Origin of the sequence: Bacteroides sp. RTP21281st1_H5_RTP21281_210402 (assembly GCF_040918965.1) — a bacterium.
GTDB classification, from domain to species: Bacteria; Bacteroidota; Bacteroidia; order Bacteroidales; family Bacteroidaceae; genus Bacteroides; species Bacteroides congonensis.
The window spans coordinates 253,384-273,877 of the sequence record NZ_JBCOWR010000006.1; the positions used below are offsets into that span (position 1 = coordinate 253,384).

11 protein-coding genes are annotated in these 20,494 nt (G+C 45.0%); 5 read left to right on the plus strand and 6 right to left on the minus strand.

Annotated features, from left to right (window positions below; translation table 11 throughout):
* The first annotated feature begins 5 nt into the window (after positions 1-5).
* From AB5443_RS11450 to AB5443_RS11465, 4 genes are all read left to right on the plus strand, one after another.
* Entirely contained in the window at positions 6-1,883 is a 1,878-nt protein-coding gene (locus AB5443_RS11450; protein ID WP_195406220.1) for a DNA topoisomerase IV subunit B, read from the plus strand.
* Positions 1,880-2,335, plus strand: a complete 456-nt coding sequence (gene coaD, locus AB5443_RS11455; RefSeq protein ID WP_195661813.1) for a pantetheine-phosphate adenylyltransferase — start codon at positions 1,880-1,882, stop codon at positions 2,333-2,335. Before AB5443_RS11450 ends, coaD begins: the two co-directional genes overlap by 4 nt.
* A gap of 20 nt (positions 2,336-2,355) precedes the next feature.
* Positions 2,356-3,951, plus strand: a complete 1,596-nt coding sequence (locus AB5443_RS11460; protein ID WP_368113402.1) for a S41 family peptidase — start codon at positions 2,356-2,358, stop codon at positions 3,949-3,951.
* A 554-nt stretch (positions 3,952-4,505) separates the two neighbouring features.
* Entirely contained in the window at positions 4,506-5,159 is a 654-nt protein-coding gene (locus tag AB5443_RS11465; RefSeq protein WP_022137646.1) for an HU family DNA-binding protein, read from the plus strand.
* Positions 5,160-5,473: 314 nt separating this feature from the next.
* Here AB5443_RS11465 and AB5443_RS11470 read toward each other — a convergent pair whose 3' ends face one another.
* The 5 genes from AB5443_RS11470 to AB5443_RS11490 are packed head-to-tail and all read right to left on the minus strand — an operon-like array spanning position 5,474 to position 14,901.
* On the minus strand, positions 5,474-7,063 hold the full coding sequence (locus AB5443_RS11470; protein ID WP_368113401.1) for a glycoside hydrolase family 30 protein: 1,590 nt from the start codon (positions 7,061-7,063) through the stop codon (positions 5,474-5,476).
* Positions 7,064-7,119: 56 nt separating this feature from the next.
* Positions 7,120-8,769, minus strand: a complete 1,650-nt coding sequence (locus AB5443_RS11475) for a glycoside hydrolase (protein ID WP_368113400.1) — start codon at positions 8,767-8,769, stop codon at positions 7,120-7,122.
* Positions 8,770-8,799: 30 nt separating this feature from the next.
* Positions 8,800-10,389 (minus strand): RagB/SusD family nutrient uptake outer membrane protein, encoded by a 1,590-nt coding sequence (locus tag AB5443_RS11480; RefSeq protein WP_277130367.1) that lies wholly within the window; start codon positions 10,387-10,389, stop codon positions 8,800-8,802.
* A 22-nt stretch (positions 10,390-10,411) separates the two neighbouring features.
* Positions 10,412-13,447: a SusC/RagA family TonB-linked outer membrane protein gene (locus AB5443_RS11485; RefSeq protein ID WP_368113399.1), complete on the minus strand. Its 3,036-nt coding sequence runs from the start codon at positions 13,445-13,447 to the stop codon at positions 10,412-10,414.
* A gap of 17 nt (positions 13,448-13,464) precedes the next feature.
* On the minus strand, positions 13,465-14,901 hold the full coding sequence (locus AB5443_RS11490; protein ID WP_368113398.1) for a hypothetical protein: 1,437 nt from the start codon (positions 14,899-14,901) through the stop codon (positions 13,465-13,467).
* 217 nt (positions 14,902-15,118) lie between these two features.
* Here AB5443_RS11490 and AB5443_RS11495 point away from each other — a divergent pair, with 217 nt between their 5' ends.
* Positions 15,119-19,249 carry a two-component regulator propeller domain-containing protein gene (locus AB5443_RS11495; RefSeq protein WP_368113397.1) on the plus strand — a complete coding sequence of 1,377 codons (4,131 nt, stop codon included), beginning with the start codon at positions 15,119-15,121 and terminating at the stop codon, positions 19,247-19,249.
* Between the two features lie 203 nt (positions 19,250-19,452).
* Here AB5443_RS11495 and AB5443_RS11500 read toward each other — a convergent pair whose 3' ends face one another.
* Positions 19,453-20,415, minus strand: a complete 963-nt coding sequence (locus tag AB5443_RS11500) for a glycoside hydrolase family 18 protein (RefSeq protein ID WP_277130359.1) — start codon at positions 20,413-20,415, stop codon at positions 19,453-19,455.
* Between the last annotated feature and the right edge of the window lie 79 nt (positions 20,416-20,494).

A 20,494-nucleotide genomic window follows, 5' to 3' on the forward strand; every position in this document is an offset into this window, starting at 1 on the left:
CAGCTATGGAAGAGAACGAATTGATACCTGTAGACAACAACAATGCAGTAGAGTACACTGACGACAACATCCGCCACTTGAGCGACATGGAGCATGTCCGCACACGCCCCGGTATGTATATCGGTAGGCTGGGCGACGGCGCGCATGCCGAAGACGGAATCTATGTCCTCCTGAAAGAAGTAATCGACAACAGTATTGACGAGTTCAAAATGCAAGCCGGTAAGAAAATTGAGATTACCGTTGAAGAAAACCTTCGTGTCAGTGTCCGCGACTACGGACGAGGCATTCCGCAAGGAAAGCTGATTGAAGCGGTCAGCATGCTGAACACAGGTGGTAAGTACGACAGTAAAGCCTTCAAGAAAAGTGTCGGACTGAACGGTGTCGGTGTGAAAGCCGTCAACGCATTGAGCTCCCGTTTCGAGGTACGCAGTTACCGCGACGGCAAAGTACGTACCGCCACTTTCTCCAAAGGAAACCTGCTGACTGACAATACGCAAGATACCGAAGAGGAAAACGGAACTTATATCTTCTTCGAACCGGACAACACATTATTCCTGAACTATTGTTTCAAGCCCGAATTTATCGAGACGATGCTACGTAACTACACGTACCTCAACACCGGGCTTGCCATTATCTATAACGGTCACCGCATCCTGTCGCGCAACGGTCTTGTAGACCTCCTGAACGACAACATGACGGCAACCGGACTTTATCCGATTATCCATCTGAAAGGCGAAGACATCGAGATAGCCTTCACCCATACCGGACAATACGGAGAAGAATACTACTCTTTCGTCAACGGTCAGCACACCACGCAGGGCGGTACGCATCAAAGTGCTTTCAAGGAACACATCGCCCGCACCATCAAGGAGTTCTTCAATAAGAATATGGACTACACCGACATCCGTAACGGATTGGTTGCCGCCATCGCCGTCAATGTAGAAGAACCTATCTTCGAGAGTCAGACCAAAACCAAACTGGGTTCTACCAATATGGTTCCCGGCGGCGTGACGGTTAATAAATACGTAGGTGACTTCATCAAACAGGAAGTGGACAACTTCCTGCACAAGCATGCGGACGTAGCCGAAGCAATCCAACAGAAGATTCAGGAATCGGAAAAGGAACGCAAAGCCATCGCCGGCGTGACGAAACTTGCCCGCGAACGTGCCAAGAAAGCGAACCTGCACAACCGTAAACTGCGCGACTGCCGCATCCACCTCAACGACCCGAAAGGAAAAGGACTCGAAGAGGACTCCTGCATCTTTATCACCGAGGGTGACTCCGCAAGTGGTTCCATCACCAAAAGCCGTGATGTCAACACTCAGGCGGTATTCAGTCTACGCGGTAAACCGCTGAACTCTTTCGGACTGACAAAGAAAGTGGTTTACGAGAACGAAGAGTTCAACCTGCTTCAGGCTGCACTGAATATAGAAGACGGCATAGAAGGACTGCGTTACAACAAGGTCATTGTAGCAACCGATGCCGATGTGGACGGTATGCACATCCGCCTGCTGCTGATTACCTTCTTCCTGCAATTCTTCCCCGACCTCATCAAGAAGGGGCATGTATATATCCTGCAAACTCCCTTGTTCCGCGTGCGCAACAAGAAAAAGACGCTCTATTGTTACAGCGAGGAAGAACGTATCAACGCCATCAACGAATTAAGCCCGAATCCCGAAATCACCCGATTCAAAGGATTGGGAGAAATTTCACCGGACGAGTTCAAGCACTTTATCGGCAAGGACATGCGTCTGGAACAAGTATCATTGCGCAAGACGGACGCAGTAAAAGAACTACTTGAATTCTACATGGGCAAGAATACCATGGAACGACAGAACTTTATTATAGATAACTTGGTTATAGAAGAAGACTTGGCATCATGAGAAAAGCAATATTCCCGGGTACTTTCGACCCCTTCACCATCGGACATTATTCGGTAGTGGAACGTGCACTTACCTTTATGGACGAGATTGTGATAGGAATCGGTATCAACGAGAACAAGAATACGTATTTCCCCATCGAGAAAAGGGAAGAAATGATTCGGGAACTTTATAAAGACGAACCTCGCATCACAGTGATGTCATATGATTGTCTGACGATTGATTTTGCGCAGGAAGTAGGAGCACGGTTCATCGTCCGCGGCATCCGTACCGTGAAGGATTTCGAGTACGAAGAGACGATTGCGGATATCAACCGCAAACTGGCGGGCATTGAAACCATCCTGCTCTTCACTGAACCCGAACTGACTTGTGTCAGCTCTACGATTGTACGCGAGTTATTGACCTATAATAAAGATATCAGCCAGTTTATTCCTGAAGGAATGAGGATAAGTTGAGAATGGAGCAAAGTAAGATTATGAGTAAGATTAAAATATACGTCCTTTTGGCTTGCCTGTGGACAGTATCAGCCGTACAGGCTCAGAATTTCGGTTCGGCTGCCATGCGCAAGCTACAAATGGCAGAATTTGCAATCTCCAACTTCTATGTAGACAAAGTAGATGAGGACAAGCTGGTAGAAGAAGCCATCATCAAAATGTTGGCACAACTCGACCCGCACTCCACCTACTCGGACGCAGAAGAAGTGAAGAAAATGAACGAACCTCTCCAAGGCAACTTCGAAGGTATCGGGGTACAGTTCCAAATGATTGAAGATACATTACTGGTGGTACAACCCGTCAGCAACGGCCCTTCCGAGAAAGTAGGCATCCTTGCCGGCGACCGCATTATCGCCGTCAACGACAGCGCCATTGCCGGAGTGAAGATGAGTACGGAAGATATTATGAAACGTCTTCGCGGCCCGAAAGGCTCCAAAGTCAACCTGAAGATTGTTCGTCGTGGCGTGCAAGACCCATTGGTTTTCACCGTAAAAAGAGACAAGATTCCTATCCTCAGCCTTGACGCTTCTTACATGATTCAGCCCAAGACAGGCTATATCCGCATCAACCGCTTCGGAGCAACCACCGCTGAGGAGTTCAAGAAAGCAATGAAGGAACTTCAGAAGCAAGGCATGAAGGATATGATTCTCGACTTGCAAGGCAACGGCGGGGGATACCTCAACGCTGCCATCGACCTTGCCAACGAATTCCTGGGACAAAAGGAACTCATCGTCTACACCGAAGGCCGGACTGCCAAACGCAGCGATTTTTATGCCAAAGGTAACGGGGACTTCCGTAACGGCCGTCTCATTGTATTAGTAGATGAATACACAGCTTCCGCCAGTGAAATCGTCAGCGGTGCTGTACAGGATTGGGACAGGGGAATCATCGTCGGCCGCCGTTCTTTCGGCAAAGGACTGGTGCAGCGTCCCATCGACCTGCCGGACGGTTCCATGATTCGTCTGACTATCGCCCGTTATTATACTCCTGCAGGCCGCTGCATCCAAAAGCCTTATGACAGCTCGACAGATTACAATAAAGACTTGATAGAACGCTTCAACCACGGCGAACTGATGAATGCCGACAGCATCCACTTCCCGGATTCACTGAAAGTACAGACTAAGAAACTGGGACGCACAGTCTATGGCGGTGGCGGTATCATGCCGGATTATTTCGTACCTATCGACACTACTTTGTACACGGATTATCACCGGAACCTGGTAGCCAAAGGAGTCATCATTAAATTTACGATGAAGTTCATCGAAGGCCACCGGAAGGAATTGGCGGGCAAGTACAAGAAGTTCGAATCATTCAATGAAAAGTTTATCATTGACGATGACATGATGGCAACTTTACGCGAAATGGGCGATAAAGAGGGCGTGAAGTTTAATGAAGAGCAGTATCAGAAATCGCTCCCGCTCATCAAAACTCAACTCAAAGCATTGATAGCACGTGACCTTTGGGATATGAATGAATATTTTCGGGTGATGAATACAACGAATGAGAGTGTACAAAAGGCATTGGAGATATTGAATTCGGACGAATATCAGAAGAAACTGAAAGTAAATCAACACTGATATTCATCAACTCTCTCTCCTATATTAAAAATGCACATTTCTCTTTCACCTATCACCGACGGCAATCAAACGCTTTATTCATCGAGGTTTCCGACGGTGATAGGTTGTTTTTCAACCTATCACCTCATCTATCACCTATCACCGTCAAGGCCGTTTTCCTTTCTTACACCGTATCTGTCAATCGGGACAAGGCTGATAAATTCCTCAAACAAGTAGGAATACTTTGTTTTTCTCCCTTATATAGTTTATCTTTGCCGCTGATATAGTTCATCTACCATAGCCGTGACGAATTCCTACCACGGCCATGAAGAGAAGCTACCACAGTCATGGCAAGATCTTACCACGGCCGTGACAGACTAATGATAAAGGCACCGGAACATAACTATCCCTACGTCTTAATCAAAGAATAAAGGCAGGACAACTTATATAAAGCCGCTTGATAACAAACAAACAACAGCTATATAACACAATCCCCTCTAACGAAGTCCAACGATAACTAATTTGTTTTACAACAACAAAACACGATGTATTTACGATAAAATAAATAGAGAACAATGGCAATACAATTTGAATTGTACAAGACTCCCCATCCCAAGGATGAGGAAGGCAAAGAGACGTATCACGCACGCGTAGTCAACTTCCAGCACATCGACACGGATTATCTGGCAAAGGAAATCCAGATAGCCACCTCGCTGACCGAAGGAGACGTAAAATCTGTCCTCGATTCCCTTAGTCACTTTATGGGCGACCGGCTTCGGGAGGGAGAAAGCGTCCATCTGGACGGTATCGGCTATTTTCAGATAAAACTGAACAGCAAAGAACCTATCACTTCACCCAAGCTGAAAGCGAATCAAATCAAGCTCAAAGCCAACATCAGCTTCAAGGCAGATATCAAACTGAAAAAATCAGTCAGCGTCGTACACCTGGAACGAAGCAAATTGAAACCCCATTCGGCTTCCCGCTCGAACGAAGAAGTAGACAAACTGCTGACCAACTATTTCAACAATAACCCGATATTAACCCGCTCCGACTTTCAAAGGCTCTGCGGTTTCACTCCCACCACCGCCGCACGGCACATCAAACGGCTGAAAGAGGAAAAGAAATTGAAGAATATCCATACGTATTATAATCCGATTTATATGCCGATGCCTGGGTATTATGGGATGGCGGAAATAAAAGAGGATGAAACAAATGTAATACAGAAATGAAGAAACTAAATAGCTCCTCAAAAACAAAAAGATAATCATTATTAATACCTCATAGGTGCAAATTCTGCACTTATGATAATAGACTGTCACATTTCTTTGTCCCACTATCCAAGCTATTATAAACAAGGATACAATATAAAGAAAGATTAAAAAAGAAATTCAGTTGTCGCAAAATTTGCGACAACTGAATTTCGTGCTGTTTCCACCCCTAACTTGTGCAAGAACTACCCAGATTGATTATTGTCTTAATTAGCAAGGATAAACACATAAATGTATTATTTTCCTCAGAAAAAAAGAGAATAAAGCTACTTTTATTATTTACTTTGAAGCGTTATAATAGAACGCGCCGGAATCTGAACAGTCTTTCCACTTTTCACTGTCCCTACCGGAAGCAAATCTTCCCCTTCTTTATCTGAAGTACGATAAATCTGCCATTGTGCATTTCCTACTTTTTCTTCATTAATAGAAAACTCTTTTTCTTCATTGGCATAGTTGACAACTACCATCACATACGTTCCATCTGTATTCTTATAAGCTGTGCACATCAATCCTTGTTGGTCGGTATCACCATCGGGAATCAAAGTCCCCGTTTTATCGAAAGTCGAAACGGACAGCCGTACTGCACCCGGACGGATAAAGCGGCTGTAATTTCCCAAAGCCCACATCAGTTTGGAGTCTTCTACTCTGCCATCCAAAAAGTTGCCGTCCGTAGTATATTCACGAATCAATCCGTCTTTATAATCGCCGCCAATGGCACGCCACCACTGCCAACTCTTTGCTCCGGCATATACGATGTCATGATGGATAATACGGGCTACATAAAGCGCTGTCTTCATCGTACGGTCATAGCCGTTTCCACCACCGATTTCTTCGTCATTACCCATGATGCAAGTCTCCGTCTGCCAGAAGTCAACATTGTGTTTATCCAATGTATCACGCAATTGACAACGTATATTACGCAATTCGCTTAATGGCGTAGTAGTCCAATAGCTATGTCCGATCATCAGTCGGGGAACGTTCGGAATATCTCCCAAATATGTATCCACACTATCGGGACAGAAGAAAGCCTGAATCTGATACCCCCGCTGCCAGTCCGTCTCGTGAGTGCGGAACATGCAACGGTAATCGGAAGATTCATTGACAAGAATCTGTGTATCCATATCCCGGCTTACAAATTCTTTGCTTAACAAACGGACGGTATGGGCTACTTCCCTGTTGGTTGCCGGACAGCCTTCCTGCTTCGGGCCTACCCAGTTCCAATGTCCGTCCGGTTCGTTGAAAGGACATATATAGTCGAACTTGATACCGTCATGTTTTTCTACTCTCTGCACTACATCTGCCAAGAAGCGGGCATACTTTTCGTAACAGTCCGGCTTCAAGTTTGCCGTGCCGCCACGACCGGTATTGGTAGCCAGCCCGTTCTGCGTATAATACACAGGGGGAGAGTTCAGGAAAGCAAGGAATTTGTTCACTCCCCGTTCTTTTGCCAGTTTGAGGAAGTTACGCTGTCCTCGTTGCTTGTTCCAGTCGTATGTTCCGTCGGCGTTGAGGAAACATTCGGCACGCATCCAGGGGGAAGCAATCTGACTGGCTTCACCCTGTTCAGTACTACCTGCCCCGACGTTGAAACGCCAGAGGGACAGGCCGATACCTTTCGGCTTTCCGTTCGCATCATTCCCGGTGCTGAACAGCCAGTCGGCAACCTGATTCTGCTTTTCCTGCGGCCAAAGTCCGATGAATTGCATACTCCAAGCGTCAGAAGCGCCGAAATATGCCATCGTTTGACAGGGTTTGTCTGTTTCTATCTGAAAATTGATATCGGGGTCAGGACGAGTGGAACATCCACCCGCCATACCTGCGATTGAGAAGAAGCCAAAAGCGGCTAAGAGCGTTTTTACTTTCATACTTTAATAACCTAATACCTTATATAAATCTAATACCTATCAAAACTTTATCCGGTTTATTGCAGGTCATAGACCATTGTTACCACTGATTTCGATGGAATATATCCGGTCAGATAATCAGCTTCTTCCTTCAAGTCTCTTGTTTCAGAAGTTGTATATTGACGAACTGATTTCACAGTCTTATCTCCTATTCCTTCCAGTGCAGTATCCATGTGGATGGTTTCTACTCCCATGTTGGTGTATACTACTACCAGTCTATCCTGTTCGGGAGAAATGTAGGCCGAACCGAAAAGCATACGTGAACCATTAGGAATATTAAGGTCTACACGTTTATAGCCCGGACGAACGAAAAGGCTATAGTTACCCAATACCCACAGGTTCTTGCTGGCAGAATAAGTACCATCCAAAGCAATGTCACCATAATCACCATCACCCGGAATCAAACGAATCATATAGAAGCGGCTTTTTTGGCTATATACTTCTACGCTGGCTGTTGTCCAGTATGACCATGAGCTTACATTGGCTGTAGCCAGATCATGATGGAGTACCTTTGCCATAGAGAGCGCCAAGTCCATGTAAGTAGCATCATCAAAACTGTCGTAATCTTCGTACATGGTTTCTCCTGCATTATGGAGCATACTCCATTCTGTCTGATAAACTTTGAGGTTATTCTTCTCTGCTGCCTTACGCAATTCAGTACGTGTTTCCTGCAATTGATCCCAGGTTCTGTCAACCCAATAGCTATGTCCGCAAACGACATTAGGTTGCATATGTTTTAAATTGCCAATATAGTATTCACCTGCTTTATCTTCAAAGAACTGAAGTATCACCTGCGACTTTTGTCCCTGTCCATCAAAACCATAAACCGATTTCCATGAGCCGGACTCAGCTATCAGGATATTTGTTCCTTCCAAATTCTTATCAGTCAGTTTCTTATCCATTTCCCTAGCCAGATTGGCAATCTCCCAGCTCATCCATCCGCTGCCTTCCTGAGCGGCTTTGCCGTCGCTTCCCGGCCCCCAATCATATTGCGGCTCGTTCAATGGGCTGATAAATGGTATATTATAACCTTCATCTACAAAGTGTCTTGCTACCGTAGCCATATAGTCGGCAAATAGTCCATAGCCGTCTACACCATCATCATTCGTGTTTTTCAGATTCGCATACCAACCGTTGTCTGAATATCCTTTTCCATTCTTTGTATAATAAACCGGGGGAGTATTGCTGAATAGTACGAACTGGTTGCATCCATATTCTTTCGCTTTCTGCATAAAATATTGCTGGCCGGAGCATTTACCCCAAGTGTAAGTTCCGTCGGCGTTCAGGAAACATTCTGCACGGTTTACTTTACTGGCTATATTACTGGCCTCACCTTGCTCGGCAGTCCCACCGCCGAGATTGACACGCCACATGGACAGGCCGATTCCTTCGGGTTGATTGTTCTTGACTTCTTGAGAGAATAATAATTTAGCGATTCCTTCTTTGTTGTTGTCGCTCCAATATTTGCCTACATAGTCCATTGTCCATGCATCGGACGAGGCAAAGCCGTCGATGGTTTGATAAGTTGTGGCGGCATTCACCGTAGCTGTTTCATTTTTGGCTTTCAACACCGGTTCGTAGTCCGGTGAGAAAGTCAGGTCGTCACTGCAAGCGGAAAGGGCGGCAGCCAGACAGGAGATTCCGAATAAGATATATTTATTTTTCATACGTCACATTCTTTAATAGTTAGTTGATTTTTAGTAACCGGGGTTCTGTTCGATACTTCCGTTCGACATGGTTATTTCCGTAGTCGGTATCGGGAAAAGCAAATCGCGGGTTTCGTTGAAGTTGATACCCTTATCACTTCTTTCCTTTTGGTTGTTTGCTTCGTAACTGTCCGTATACGACAGGTTGTATCTCACAAATGAACCATTCTTGCCCATGATATTGCAGATTGCCGGTTTACCGTTATCATCTTTCCAACGGCGAAGGTCGAACAAGCGGTTGTTTTCCAAAGCCAGTTCCAAGCGGCGTTCCTGACGGATTGCGTCACGAAGTTCGGTTCCCGAACTTTGAGCATCTTCCAAACTGGCACGCTTACGTACCCTGTTCAATGCCCAGCGGGCTTCAGCATCACGACCGAGTTTATTTTCCACTTCGGCGTACATTAATAATACGTCAGCAAAACGAAGCAAACGGTAGTTCAACGGAATATGAGGTGCATCGTACGGGTCGGGACGTTTACTCTTCGGGATATACAATTTGCGTGTCACACGTGCGGATTTGTGTTCGTCCGCTTTGATGGTGTAACCTCTCGCTTCTTCATCGCCGGCTACATCTTGTCCGTTTTTGATTATTGTCCATTTCAGACGGACATCGCTGCTGCTATATGCTTTTTCCAGATTACTGGTAGGCAATCCCCAAGCCCAACCACTGTCATTTCGCGAACCGCAGACAATAGAGATACGTTCGCCCAGTGAATAAGATATATCACTATTGGTCTGTATTTCGAACAGGGATTCCTTGTTGTTGTTATAATCTATGTTCCACACTTGGCTGAAGTCTTCCATCAGGTCGTATTCACAAGATGTTCCGGCATATTCTCCACGGCAGATCAGTTCTTGCAGTACCTTCTCTGCTGCTTCATATTTTTCCTGATACAGATATACCTTTGCCAACAGCCCTTGTGCGGCTCCTTTGGTGGCACGTCCCAAATCTTTTGAACTATATTCGCTACGCTTAGGCAAGTCATTAATAGCATCAAGTAAATCTTGCTCTACAACTGCGTAACTATCTGCTATGCTGGAACGTTGGATGCCTTGTACTTCACTTGGCAGTTTGACTCCCATCACTAATGGAATGCCGCCGAAGTTACGAATCAAATCGAAATATTGGAAGGCACGAAGCATCTTCGCTTCGGCTATATAGCGTTTCTTCAGATTATCGTTTTCAAAAGATACTCCGGGAATACGTTCAATAGCCACATTACAGCGCAGGATACCTTTATAGCGGTATTGCCAGAAATTCTGACAGCAGTTTCCCGCATTGTAAGTATTGCCTGTATAATGCGCCAGGTCACGATATTCGCCCGGGTCTTGGGTAGTATTACCCATCCACATATCGTCGGTACACATATCGGCAGCCAGATAGAACTTATAAATCTGCCACCAGTCATCGAAAGCAAGGGATTGATAACAGCCTGTTATTTGCTGCGCGCATTCATCTTCATTCTTGAAATATTCGTTCAAGTCTTGCTGTCCTCTCAGCGGTTCTTCCAGAAAGTCGGCGCATCCGATGAAGGATAGAGTCATGGCAGTCATTGAAAGACCTAATATATATCGTTTCATATTTATACTGATTTATGTTGGTTTAAAAATTGATGTTCAATCCGAAGAGGTATGTACGCGGGTTAGGATAACTTGCCCAGTCGATACCCATTTCCGTCACACCCTTACCCACTGATACCGCTTCCGGATCCATGCCGGAATAGCCGGTGATGGTAAACGGATTTTGTGCGGAGAAAGAGAGACGCAATACGATGTCTTTAGTCCACCGCTTCGGTAAAGTATATCCTATTTGCAACATCTTGCAACGAAGGTAAGAACCGTCTTCCACGAAGAAGCTCGACGGACGTTTCCAGTTCATGTTAGAGTCGTTCACTGACAAGCGGGGTAATGAGTTGCTCGTTCCTTCACCGTGCCATGAACTGTTGTATGTTCCGGCATACACATTCTCACCACCGGCACCGGAGTAGCGGCCTTTGGTCGTGTTGAACACATCGTTGCCGATAGTGCCGTAGAAGTTGGCCATGAAATCAAGGTTCTTGTAAGAAACACGTCCGTTGATGCCGACCATCAAATCGGGGAATGCCGAACCGATGTATGCCTTATCCTTATCATCCAGTTTGCCGTCACCATTCAAATCTTTGAAGCGGATGTCACCAGGTAGTGCATTGGGTTGGATGACCGAACCATACTCGTTGGTGTGGGCGTTCACCTCTGTCTGGTTCTGAAAGATACCATCGGCTACGTAACCATAGAAGCGGCTGATTTCTCCGCCTTCTTCATTACGGATAATGTAATCACCATTGAAAGAGCCTGTATAAATAGGAGTGTCACCACCCATCAGTTTCTTGGCTTTGTTCTTTACGGAAGAAAGGTTCACGCCTACTTCATAGCTGAAGTCTCCTTTATGGTCGTTCCAATTGACGGATAATTCCCATCCGGTAGCTTGCATACTGCCTACGTTCTCCCACATTTCTCCATTCCACATGGGGTAGCCGAGAACCAATAGATTAGCTTTTTTCATCAACATGTCCTTCGACTCTTTGCGAAACCATTCAGCAGTAACACTCAGACGATTGTTCAAGAAAGCCATGTCTACACCGATGCTATAATCTTCGACTGTCTCCCAACGAACACTGTTGTTTCCAATAGAAGCCACACTTGTTCCAATCACACGGTCGGCATTCGGGCCAAAGACATAATCACTTCCACCGATAGAGGATTGATAAGCAGAATTATCAATATCTTCATTACCTACACGTCCCCATCCGGCACGCAGTTTCAGATTGTCAAAGATATGCTGGTTTTTCATGAAAGGTTCGCCCGATATACGCCATGCAGCAGATACAGCAGGGAACGTAGCATATTTATTACCCTTAGGGAATCTTGAAGAGCCATCCACACGTACGGATGCTGTCAGATAATAACGGTCATTATAATTGTATATGATACGTCCCAGATAAGAAATCATTGAATTGTATTCGTTCAATCCCTCTGCCTGAGGTTTTTTTGTTCCCCCCTTTACATATTGCAGAAGTTCGTCATTATTCGTCGGAACACCATCACGTGAGCCGGTCAACCAATAATACTGGTAACGTTCCATCGTATAACCGCCCATCAGATTAATATTATGCTTTTCATTGAACGTTTTCATCCATGTGATTGTGTTCGTCCAGTTCCAGTCCACCCAGTTCTTCATTTCGCGTTTGGCTGTATTCGCAGTAGCTTGTTCCAAGTTGTCCAAATGAAACTCGGGACTAAACTCATCGAAAAGGCGGAAACGCGCGTTTATTCCGAACTGGCTGCGTACTACCAACCCTTTGATTGGTTCAATGCTTATATAAGGATTGGCAAGCAATCCGTACTCATCGGTGTTCTTTGACAGACGTGCCATACTTGCCACCGGATTCCACACTTGGCTATTGTGGGAGCGGGAATAATTATCGTATTCATTATCCGTCCATTCATTTTCGGGTCGCATCACCGGAGTAGTCGGATCCATTGCCATGACAGCACCGAGCAAATCCGGAGTATCTTTCCAGTTCTCATATTTAGGCGTGAAGTCGATACCTGCTTTTACTATCTTGTTGAAGTTGTATTCCATGCTGAAACGGGCGGTAAACTTCTGCCAGTTGCCTGTCTTATATTGTGAATCTTGTCCGAAATAACCAATACTGGCTGAATAGAGGAACTTATCAGTGCCACCGGAGAAACTAAGGTTATAGTTATGAATCAAGGCTGTTTTATTCAATGTCTCTTTCCACCAGTCGGTGCCTTCGGTATCAGTAATATTAGCTTTTCCACTATATACAGGCATACTGTCATCGTTGATATAACGTGCTCTCTGAACATATTCGTATTCTGAAGCTTTTGCCATATCAGGTTGTTGCAATGTCTGGAAACCGGCAGAAGCGGAGAAAGAAAACTTGGTGTCGCCTTTCTTTCCTTTTTTGGTGGTAATCAGAATAACACCATTCGACGCACGTGTACCATAGATAGCTGCGGCAGAAGCATCTTTCAAGACTTGCATGCTTTCAATGTCATTTTGGTCGAGAAAGTTGATATTTCTACCTACCGGCATCCCGTCCACTACATACAAAGGGTCGGCGGCATTGACAGTAGACACACCACGGATTATTACACGAGGAGTAGCACCCGGTCCGCCGCTGCTTTGTACCTGTACGCCATTGATTTTCCCCTGCAAAGAGTTCATGGCATTACCCGTGCTCATTGTTTTCAGTTCTTCACCTTTTATGGCTGCGATGGAACTGGTCAGATCACCTTTCTTTACCGCACCATAGCCGATAACCACTACCTCATCCAATGCCTGCATATCATCATGCATCACTACATTGATGGCAGTTCGGCCATTCACTTTGATTTCCTGAGTTTTATATCCAATCATAGAGAAAACCACAGTAGCATCTTTAGATACATTGTTCAAAGTATAGTTACCGTCCAAATCGGTCACAGTACCGTTCGTCGTTCCCTTCACCAAGACTGTAAGACCAATCATCGGCTGCTTGTCACTCGCTGCAACGGCATTACCGGTCAGCTTCATTTGCTGGGCATTTAAGCCCAGCGCAAAGAACGATAATAAAAGGAATAAGTATCGTTTCATGTTTTTATAGCATTATATTAGTTATTCTTCTTTAGTAATTTTGACTGGCCAAGGTGAGTATCAAATTCAAAAGTATATTTGCCTGGAGGTACTCTCTTGCTATTGTTATTCACTCCGGTCAGGAAAGATTCATTGGCACCGTCAAACCGCCAGGCCGGTTCTGTCCACCATCCATCCGGATGATAAGGAGTGATATTCACATCAAACATATCTTCTTTGCTGTAAGTCAACTCCGTAGTCAAACGATACAGGTTGTTTGGATCCTGCGTCAATTCATAAATATTCTTCGGTCCGCCCCATCCGGGAGCGCCGTCAAACCATCCGCCGACAAAGCCCATCTTCAACTCATATTCCTGACCATCATAATTCAACTTCGAGCCGATAGCAATAGGAGCATCTGCCGGTGTATAAGGAGTCACTGTATATTCTCTACTTTCAAGATTGAAAGTAATCTCATAATACCCTTTCTCCGGCAAAATAATAGGTTGTATGTTTTCCATTATCTCCGTCATCTTTCCCGGATTAGTTTTATCATCACCAAAACAGATGTCAAAGTTCTCTTTGCTTGTAATAAAGCGTATTGGTGTATTTTCGCCTGTCGAATAATAACGGGCTCTATATTGAAGAATTTCTGTGCGTTCTATCGGCATTGGAATCCCCCAAACATCTCTATCTGTAAGCAAATGAGTATCTGTTCCTTCAAAGTCCACCAAATACATATTCTGATAATCTTTCAGCCGGGTCACAAGCACTGTAGATTCTTTTTCTGTCACATTATCGAATATATCGACAACACGTACTGTCATGATATAAGCACCTGTTCCTTCCGAAGGGAATGTTATTTCTTTCTCGAAAGTGCTTTCCGTGACATTGTCTCCTTCCACATCCATACGTTCCGCAATATTCAGTTCAGGGATGGTCAGTTCCAAATAAGCCAGCCCTCTGTTGTCTTTGGCAGTAAACTTGAATACCATGCTTTCACCCAATGCGATATTAAAGTTCCCGGAGAAACTAGTATTAGTTATCGTCGGTTCCGTATAATCACCATCCATTGTAATCAGGACTTTATTCTCTATGGTACGTCCCCCTAAATCCGTAACTGTTACTTCCACTGTGAATTCGTCGCCTTCGGTTTCTTCGGGAATGGTAAATCCATAGTTCAAGTCATATTCATAAAGAGTTTCCGGGTAGAGAGCCACTAGGTCAATAGTCTTATCCAAATATAAGTCTGGTGATTGTAAACGGATGGAACGGATACCATCCTTATCCGCTACTTTCCCTGCAATCTTAAATTCATATCCGTTTAATGTACGCACATGTTCGGAAACCAGTTCGAGAGTCGGCTTCTGCCCGTCTACATCTTTGTAGTCATTATCGTCGCTACATCCGGTAGCCAACGTTGCAGCAAAAAGAAAAGTCCATAACGCTGCGCCATGCAAAAATCTTGCCTTCATAATAATAGTATTTAATGATTAAAACTTCTAGGTTCGCTGCGAAAGCCAGGGTGCTTTTTCCGCTTTCACAATGCAAATATAAGTGAATAAGGCACATAGGAGAGATAAAAATCATGCAGAGAAGCATCACAAATCATGCAATGCACGATTTGCATACGCTAAATAAAATATTTATTCCTATTTTTGAACCTGTAAATGAAACGAATAGGCACGAGTTATGAGAAAACACATTGCGTTTGGTATTTTATTTCTTTTCCTGTCTTTATTATCAGTCTCCCGGCTGATTGCGCAACCTTATTCTGTGAAACGGTTGGGGATTGAGCAGGGACTTTCTAATAATTATGTAGTCAGTGTCGCGCAGGACAAGCAAGGTTTCCTGTGGTTTGCCACGGAAGAAGGGCTCAATAAGTTTGACGGTACCCGTTTTATCACCTTTTATAAGAATGACCCGTCCAAGAATTCCCAAAGTATCACCGGGAATGAACTTAACCGGATATATGCCGACCCGGAACGGCCCATTGTATGGATTGCCACGCAACGTGACGGGTTAAATGCCTACAATTATCATTCGCAGACATTTACCGCTTATCAGCATGACCCGCAGAATCCGCACAGCCTGATGACAAATGACGTCACGGATATTGCCGCTTCTGCACAAAGTACGGACGGATTATGGATAAGCACTTATTATCGGGGCATAGACTATCTGGATATTACCACCGGACAGTTCACGCATTACAACAAGACAACTGTTCCGGCATTGGACTGCGAACAGACATGGACTGTGTTGGACGGTGGAGACGATAATCTTTATATCGGGCATGTGAATGGCGGTTTCAGCATACTTTCCTTGAAAGATAAGAGTGTAAGGAACTTCAAAAATGAACCGGACAATCCCAACAGTCTGCCGGGGGATGATGTACGGACGATATTAAAAGACAGTAACGGGAATATATGGCTCGGGACGGATAAAGGACTGGCACTCTATAATGCCGCTACCCGAAACTTCGTAACTTTCCGGCAAAATCCGAACGACAAATACGGCACACTCTCCAGCCGTATTTTCTCCATCAGGCAAATGAATGACAATAAATTATGGATTGCTTCGGAATTGAACGGCATCGCCATACTCGACCTGAAACAGAGCCAGTTCCTTTCCCCCAAACAGATTACTTTCGAATTTCTGCGGGAAGGGGACGATAACCGTAGCCTTTCCAATGCCAGTGTACGGTATATCTATCAGGACTCTTTCAATAATATCTGGATTGGGACATGGGGCGGCGGAATCAACTTTATCAGCAGTGAGCCCCCTTTATTCACAACTATTGATTATTCTCCTATCCCCGACAATGAGAACAGTCTGAACAATAAGGTGGTAAGCAGTATCTGCACCGACAGGCAGGGGCGTCTGTGGGTAGGTACGGACGGCGGTGGAATCAATGTTTTTGAGAATAACAGACGGATTGCCATTTATAAGAAAGAGACGGGAGATTTACAGGCAAACTCTGTGCTGAGCGCTTTCCGTGACTCCAGGGACAATCTATGGTTCGGCGCTTTTCAAGGAAGTATCAGCCATTATAACACCCGGACTAAGACATTCCGTTCAATCTCCCCAATGGGTAAATCGAATCTGGATGTCCGTGTCTTTTACGAAGACAACCGGCACCGTATCTGGATAGGATGCAGCGAAGGGATATTCGTCTACAATCCCGACAATATGGAAGTTGTGCAACATTACCACACCGGTAACAGCGAGCTGCACGGCAACTTCATCCGAAGCATCGCACAGGATGACAAAGGACGTTTCTGGATCGGCACATTCGGCGATGGAATGGGGGTTTATTCACCGGATTTCCACTTAGTCAGGAAGTATATCCAAAGAGAGGGCTTCTGTTCCAACACTATCAATCAAATCTATCGGGACAAACAGGAAAGAATGTGGATAGCTACCGGAGACGGACTGGTATGTTTCAACTCTCCGGACGATCCGGATTACAAGACTTACCAGCGTAAAGACGGGCTCGTCAATACGTGCATCCAAGCTATCACTGAAGACCAGGCAGGAAATATCTGGTTCAGCAGCAACAAAGGTATCGGCTGCTACGTGACGAAGAAAGATTGTTTCTATTACTACGGTCACTCGGACGACGTGCCTGCCGGAAGCTTCATGAGTGCCAGTGTGGCAAGGAATACAGACGGTTCCATCTACTTCGGCTCTATCAACGGCGTGTGCTGTTTCACTCCCAACATCACGATGAGCGAACTCAAAACACCGCCGGTTGTCATCACGGAAATGAAAATATTCGAGCGGCTGGACAATCAGGAGAGCAATGACACCTTCGTCTCCCTATTGGAAGGAAAAGAAGTGGAGCTGACTCATGCCCGGAATACATTCAGCCTGACATTCAATGTGCAGAACTACTCCCTTGTCAACCAGATGGAGTATGCCTATATGCTGAAAGGGCTCGAAAACTCGTGGTACACGGTGAATGAGAACAACAGCGTCACTTTCCGGAATATCCCGCCGGGGAAATATGAGTTCCTTATCAAGGCGCGGGTGCATAATCAGGAGTGGCCGGACGAAGCGACTTCGCTCACCATCCGGATTAATCCCCCTCTTTGGCTGACATGGTGGGCGAAGTTGGTTTATATACTGATATCTATCAGTATCATCTACCTTATCCTGCACGCTTACAAGAAGAAGCTGGATTTGGAAAGCCTCTATACCCTGGAGAAGAAGAACCACGAACAAGAACAGGAGTTGAACCAGGAACGCCTGCGTTTCTATACAAATATCACCCATGAACTGCGCACGCCGCTGACTCTAATTCTCGGCCCTCTGGAAGATATGCAGAAAGACCAGTCTCTTCCGGCAAGACAGGCGCAGAAGTTGTCCGTCATTCATCAAAGTGCGCTCCGGTTGCTCAACCTGATTAATCAGATATTGGAGTTCCGCAAGACGGAGACACAGAACAAGAAATTATGTGTCTGCAAAGGCAATATCGCCCCCCTTATCTACGAGACAGGGCTTAAATACAAGGAGCTCAACCAGAAAACTAAAATTGACTTCCGGATTCAGATAGAAAAAGAGGAGATGCTTCTTTTCTTTGACAAGGAAATCGTTACCATTATTCTGGATAATCTGATTTCCAACGCCATCAAATATACGGAGCAGGGGCGCATCACTCTGAGCCTTTATCAAACGATGCGTAATGAAGTGGCTTATACGGAAATTAAAGTCAGTGATACCGGATACGGCATCTCTGCTGAGGCTTTGCCGCATATTTTCGACCGTTATTATCAGGAAAGCGGTTCGCATCAGGCATCCGGGACAGGCATCGGCCTGGCTTTGGTCAGAAATCTCGTGGAATTGCATGAAGGCGAAATCCGCGTTGAAAGTACGCAAAACGAAGGGAGTAGTTTCTATATCAGTCTATTGACGGACAATATTTATCCCAATGCGTTACATGCCGATTCGACGGAACAGGCTGAAAAAGAGGAAGAAGTACAGAATGTTTCTTCGGATGATGTACAGGATGCGGCAATGGACAGCGGCAAACCTATCCTGTTGATTGTAGAGGATAACGAGGAAATACAGAATTATATTGCCGAGTCTTTCTCCGATTCCTTTGAAGTAATCACAGCCAACAATGGCGAGGAAGGGAAACAACAGGCTCTCAGCCGTATACCGGATATTATAGTCAGCGATATTATGATGCCTGTCATGGACGGTATCACCTTGTGCCGACAGCTAAAAGATGATGTACGCACAAGTCATATTCCTATAATCCTGCTAACCGCAAAAGACTCTTTGCAGGATAAAGAGGAAGGATACGAGGTAGGGGCAGATTCTTATCTGACGAAACCGTTCAGTGCTTCTTTGCTGCGCAGCCGCATCAATAACCTGCTTGAATCAAGAAAGAAGCTCGTCGCACAATTTCAGTCACAGCCTACTCCAAGCAGCCATGCAGACATAAACGAGAAACGTACGATGATTACCGAAGCGCTGAGTAAACTTGACAATGAATTTATCGGGAAGATTACGCAATTAATTGAAGAGAACCTTTCTTCGGAAAAGATTGACATCACTTACCTTTCAGACAAGATGTGTATGAGTGGTTCTACCCTTTACCGGAAGATGAAAGCGTTGACCGGACTTTCGACCAATGAATACATCCGGAAGGTGAAGATGGAAAACGCAGAACGCCTGCTGCTCGAAGGGAAGTACAACATTTCTGAGATTGCCTATAAAGTAGGAATGAACAGTTCAGGATACTTCCGCCAATGTTTCAAAGATGAGTTCGGGGTTTCTCCTTCGGATTATCTGAAACAAATCAAGCAGGCATAGAGAAAAGAAGTCGTCAAAAATAAAATCCAATGTCGTAATAATATTCAGGCACGGATAACACAGATTTCACGGTTTTTAGAAATATGACTGCATAAAGCAACAGCGTAATCCGTGTTATCCATGCCTAAAGACCTGCGGGAATACTCAATTCCTTGACTCTTCAATCATTGCTTCAATCTTTAACCATCGTTTCAGTTCCGCAATCATGGTTTCAATTCCTCAATCATCGCCTTAAGCAATGACCTGCTGTCACTCAACGGCAAGTCCGTAGCCAAGTCCCAGCTCATCATACCTTTCAAACCCTGTTCTTTCGCATAACGGGTTTTGATACGGATATTATCCTGTCCGTCAAATACATATACATCTCCCTTATAGGTCACCTCATTTTGCGCTGGAGACGTAATCAGTCCTTCCTGTACAAAACTGAAATAAGCCTCTGTCTTCTTCGAATTATCCTTCGTCACACCATAGAAAGGAACGCCGGCCACCAGTTTCTCTTTCGGAATACCATAATCCAGTACCATTTGGATATCCGAACAATACTTTTCTATTGGAAAGCGCATCGGAGAAGGGCCATAACACTGAAGCGAAATAAAATCAACGGCAGCAATCGCTTCCTTACTAATCTTATAGCAAACAGGATGCAAAGAAACACTGAAAATATACTTGTCTCCCAGTACTTCACGCATCTTCAAGATAGCCAGGCTATAATCTTCATATTCCTTTGCATTCTCCGCCCATTCAAAGTCCAGATCAATGCCATCCAGTTTATTTTGTTGAAGCACTTTCTTTATATTCCTGGCAAATACCGTACGGGCAGCCTCATCAGCCACCATTGCTTTCCATTCGCCACTGGAAGCACCCAAACGCAGTTTGGCATTTGTTCCTTTTACCTTAGTACGGACAGATTTAACCAGTCCTTCCCACGTTGCCACTCCTTCTCCCTGAAACACACGGGGATTCTCAAAAGAAAGCGACCCGTCCTTATTCGGATGAACATTCAAGAAGATAAGGTCGTCACTCGCCCGCAGGCTTTCGGTAGAAATACGTCCGCGATTATAGAAGTTTCCACGAATATACGAACTCACAAAAGTGTTTTGTTGCGCATAAATAGATGCCCCTATCAACAAAAAAAGGGAAAACAGAATTTTTCTTGGCATTAGCATAATGATTCTTTTTTATTGGATTCAGAACACAAAAGTACGCAGTCTCAAGGTAAAAGCATGTTCAAAAATGACTATAATA

What these genes read in the sequence shown, in the direction of transcription:
- AB5443_RS11450 (WP_195406220.1), top strand. Translation starts at nt 6, where the DNA reads ATGGAAGAGAACGAATTGATACCTGTAGACAACAACAATGCAGTAGAG.
- coaD (WP_195661813.1), top strand. Translation starts at nt 1,880, where the DNA reads ATGAGAAAAGCAATATTCCCGGGTACTTTCGACCCCTTCACCATCGGA.
- AB5443_RS11460 (WP_368113402.1), top strand. Translation starts at nt 2,356, where the DNA reads ATGAGTAAGATTAAAATATACGTCCTTTTGGCTTGCCTGTGGACAGTA.
- AB5443_RS11465 (WP_022137646.1), top strand. Translation starts at nt 4,506, where the DNA reads ATGGCAATACAATTTGAATTGTACAAGACTCCCCATCCCAAGGATGAG.
- AB5443_RS11470 (WP_368113401.1), bottom strand. Translation starts at nt 7,063, where the DNA reads ATGAAAGTAAAAACGCTCTTAGCCGCTTTTGGCTTCTTCTCAATCGCA.
- AB5443_RS11475 (WP_368113400.1), bottom strand. Translation starts at nt 8,769, where the DNA reads ATGAAAAATAAATATATCTTATTCGGAATCTCCTGTCTGGCTGCCGCC.
- AB5443_RS11480 (WP_277130367.1), bottom strand. Translation starts at nt 10,389, where the DNA reads ATGAAACGATATATATTAGGTCTTTCAATGACTGCCATGACTCTATCC.
- AB5443_RS11485 (WP_368113399.1), bottom strand. Translation starts at nt 13,447, where the DNA reads ATGAAACGATACTTATTCCTTTTATTATCGTTCTTTGCGCTGGGCTTA.
- AB5443_RS11490 (WP_368113398.1), bottom strand. Translation starts at nt 14,901, where the DNA reads ATGAAGGCAAGATTTTTGCATGGCGCAGCGTTATGGACTTTTCTTTTT.
- AB5443_RS11495 (WP_368113397.1), top strand. Translation starts at nt 15,119, where the DNA reads ATGAGAAAACACATTGCGTTTGGTATTTTATTTCTTTTCCTGTCTTTA.
- AB5443_RS11500 (WP_277130359.1), bottom strand. Translation starts at nt 20,415, where the DNA reads ATGCTAATGCCAAGAAAAATTCTGTTTTCCCTTTTTTTGTTGATAGGG.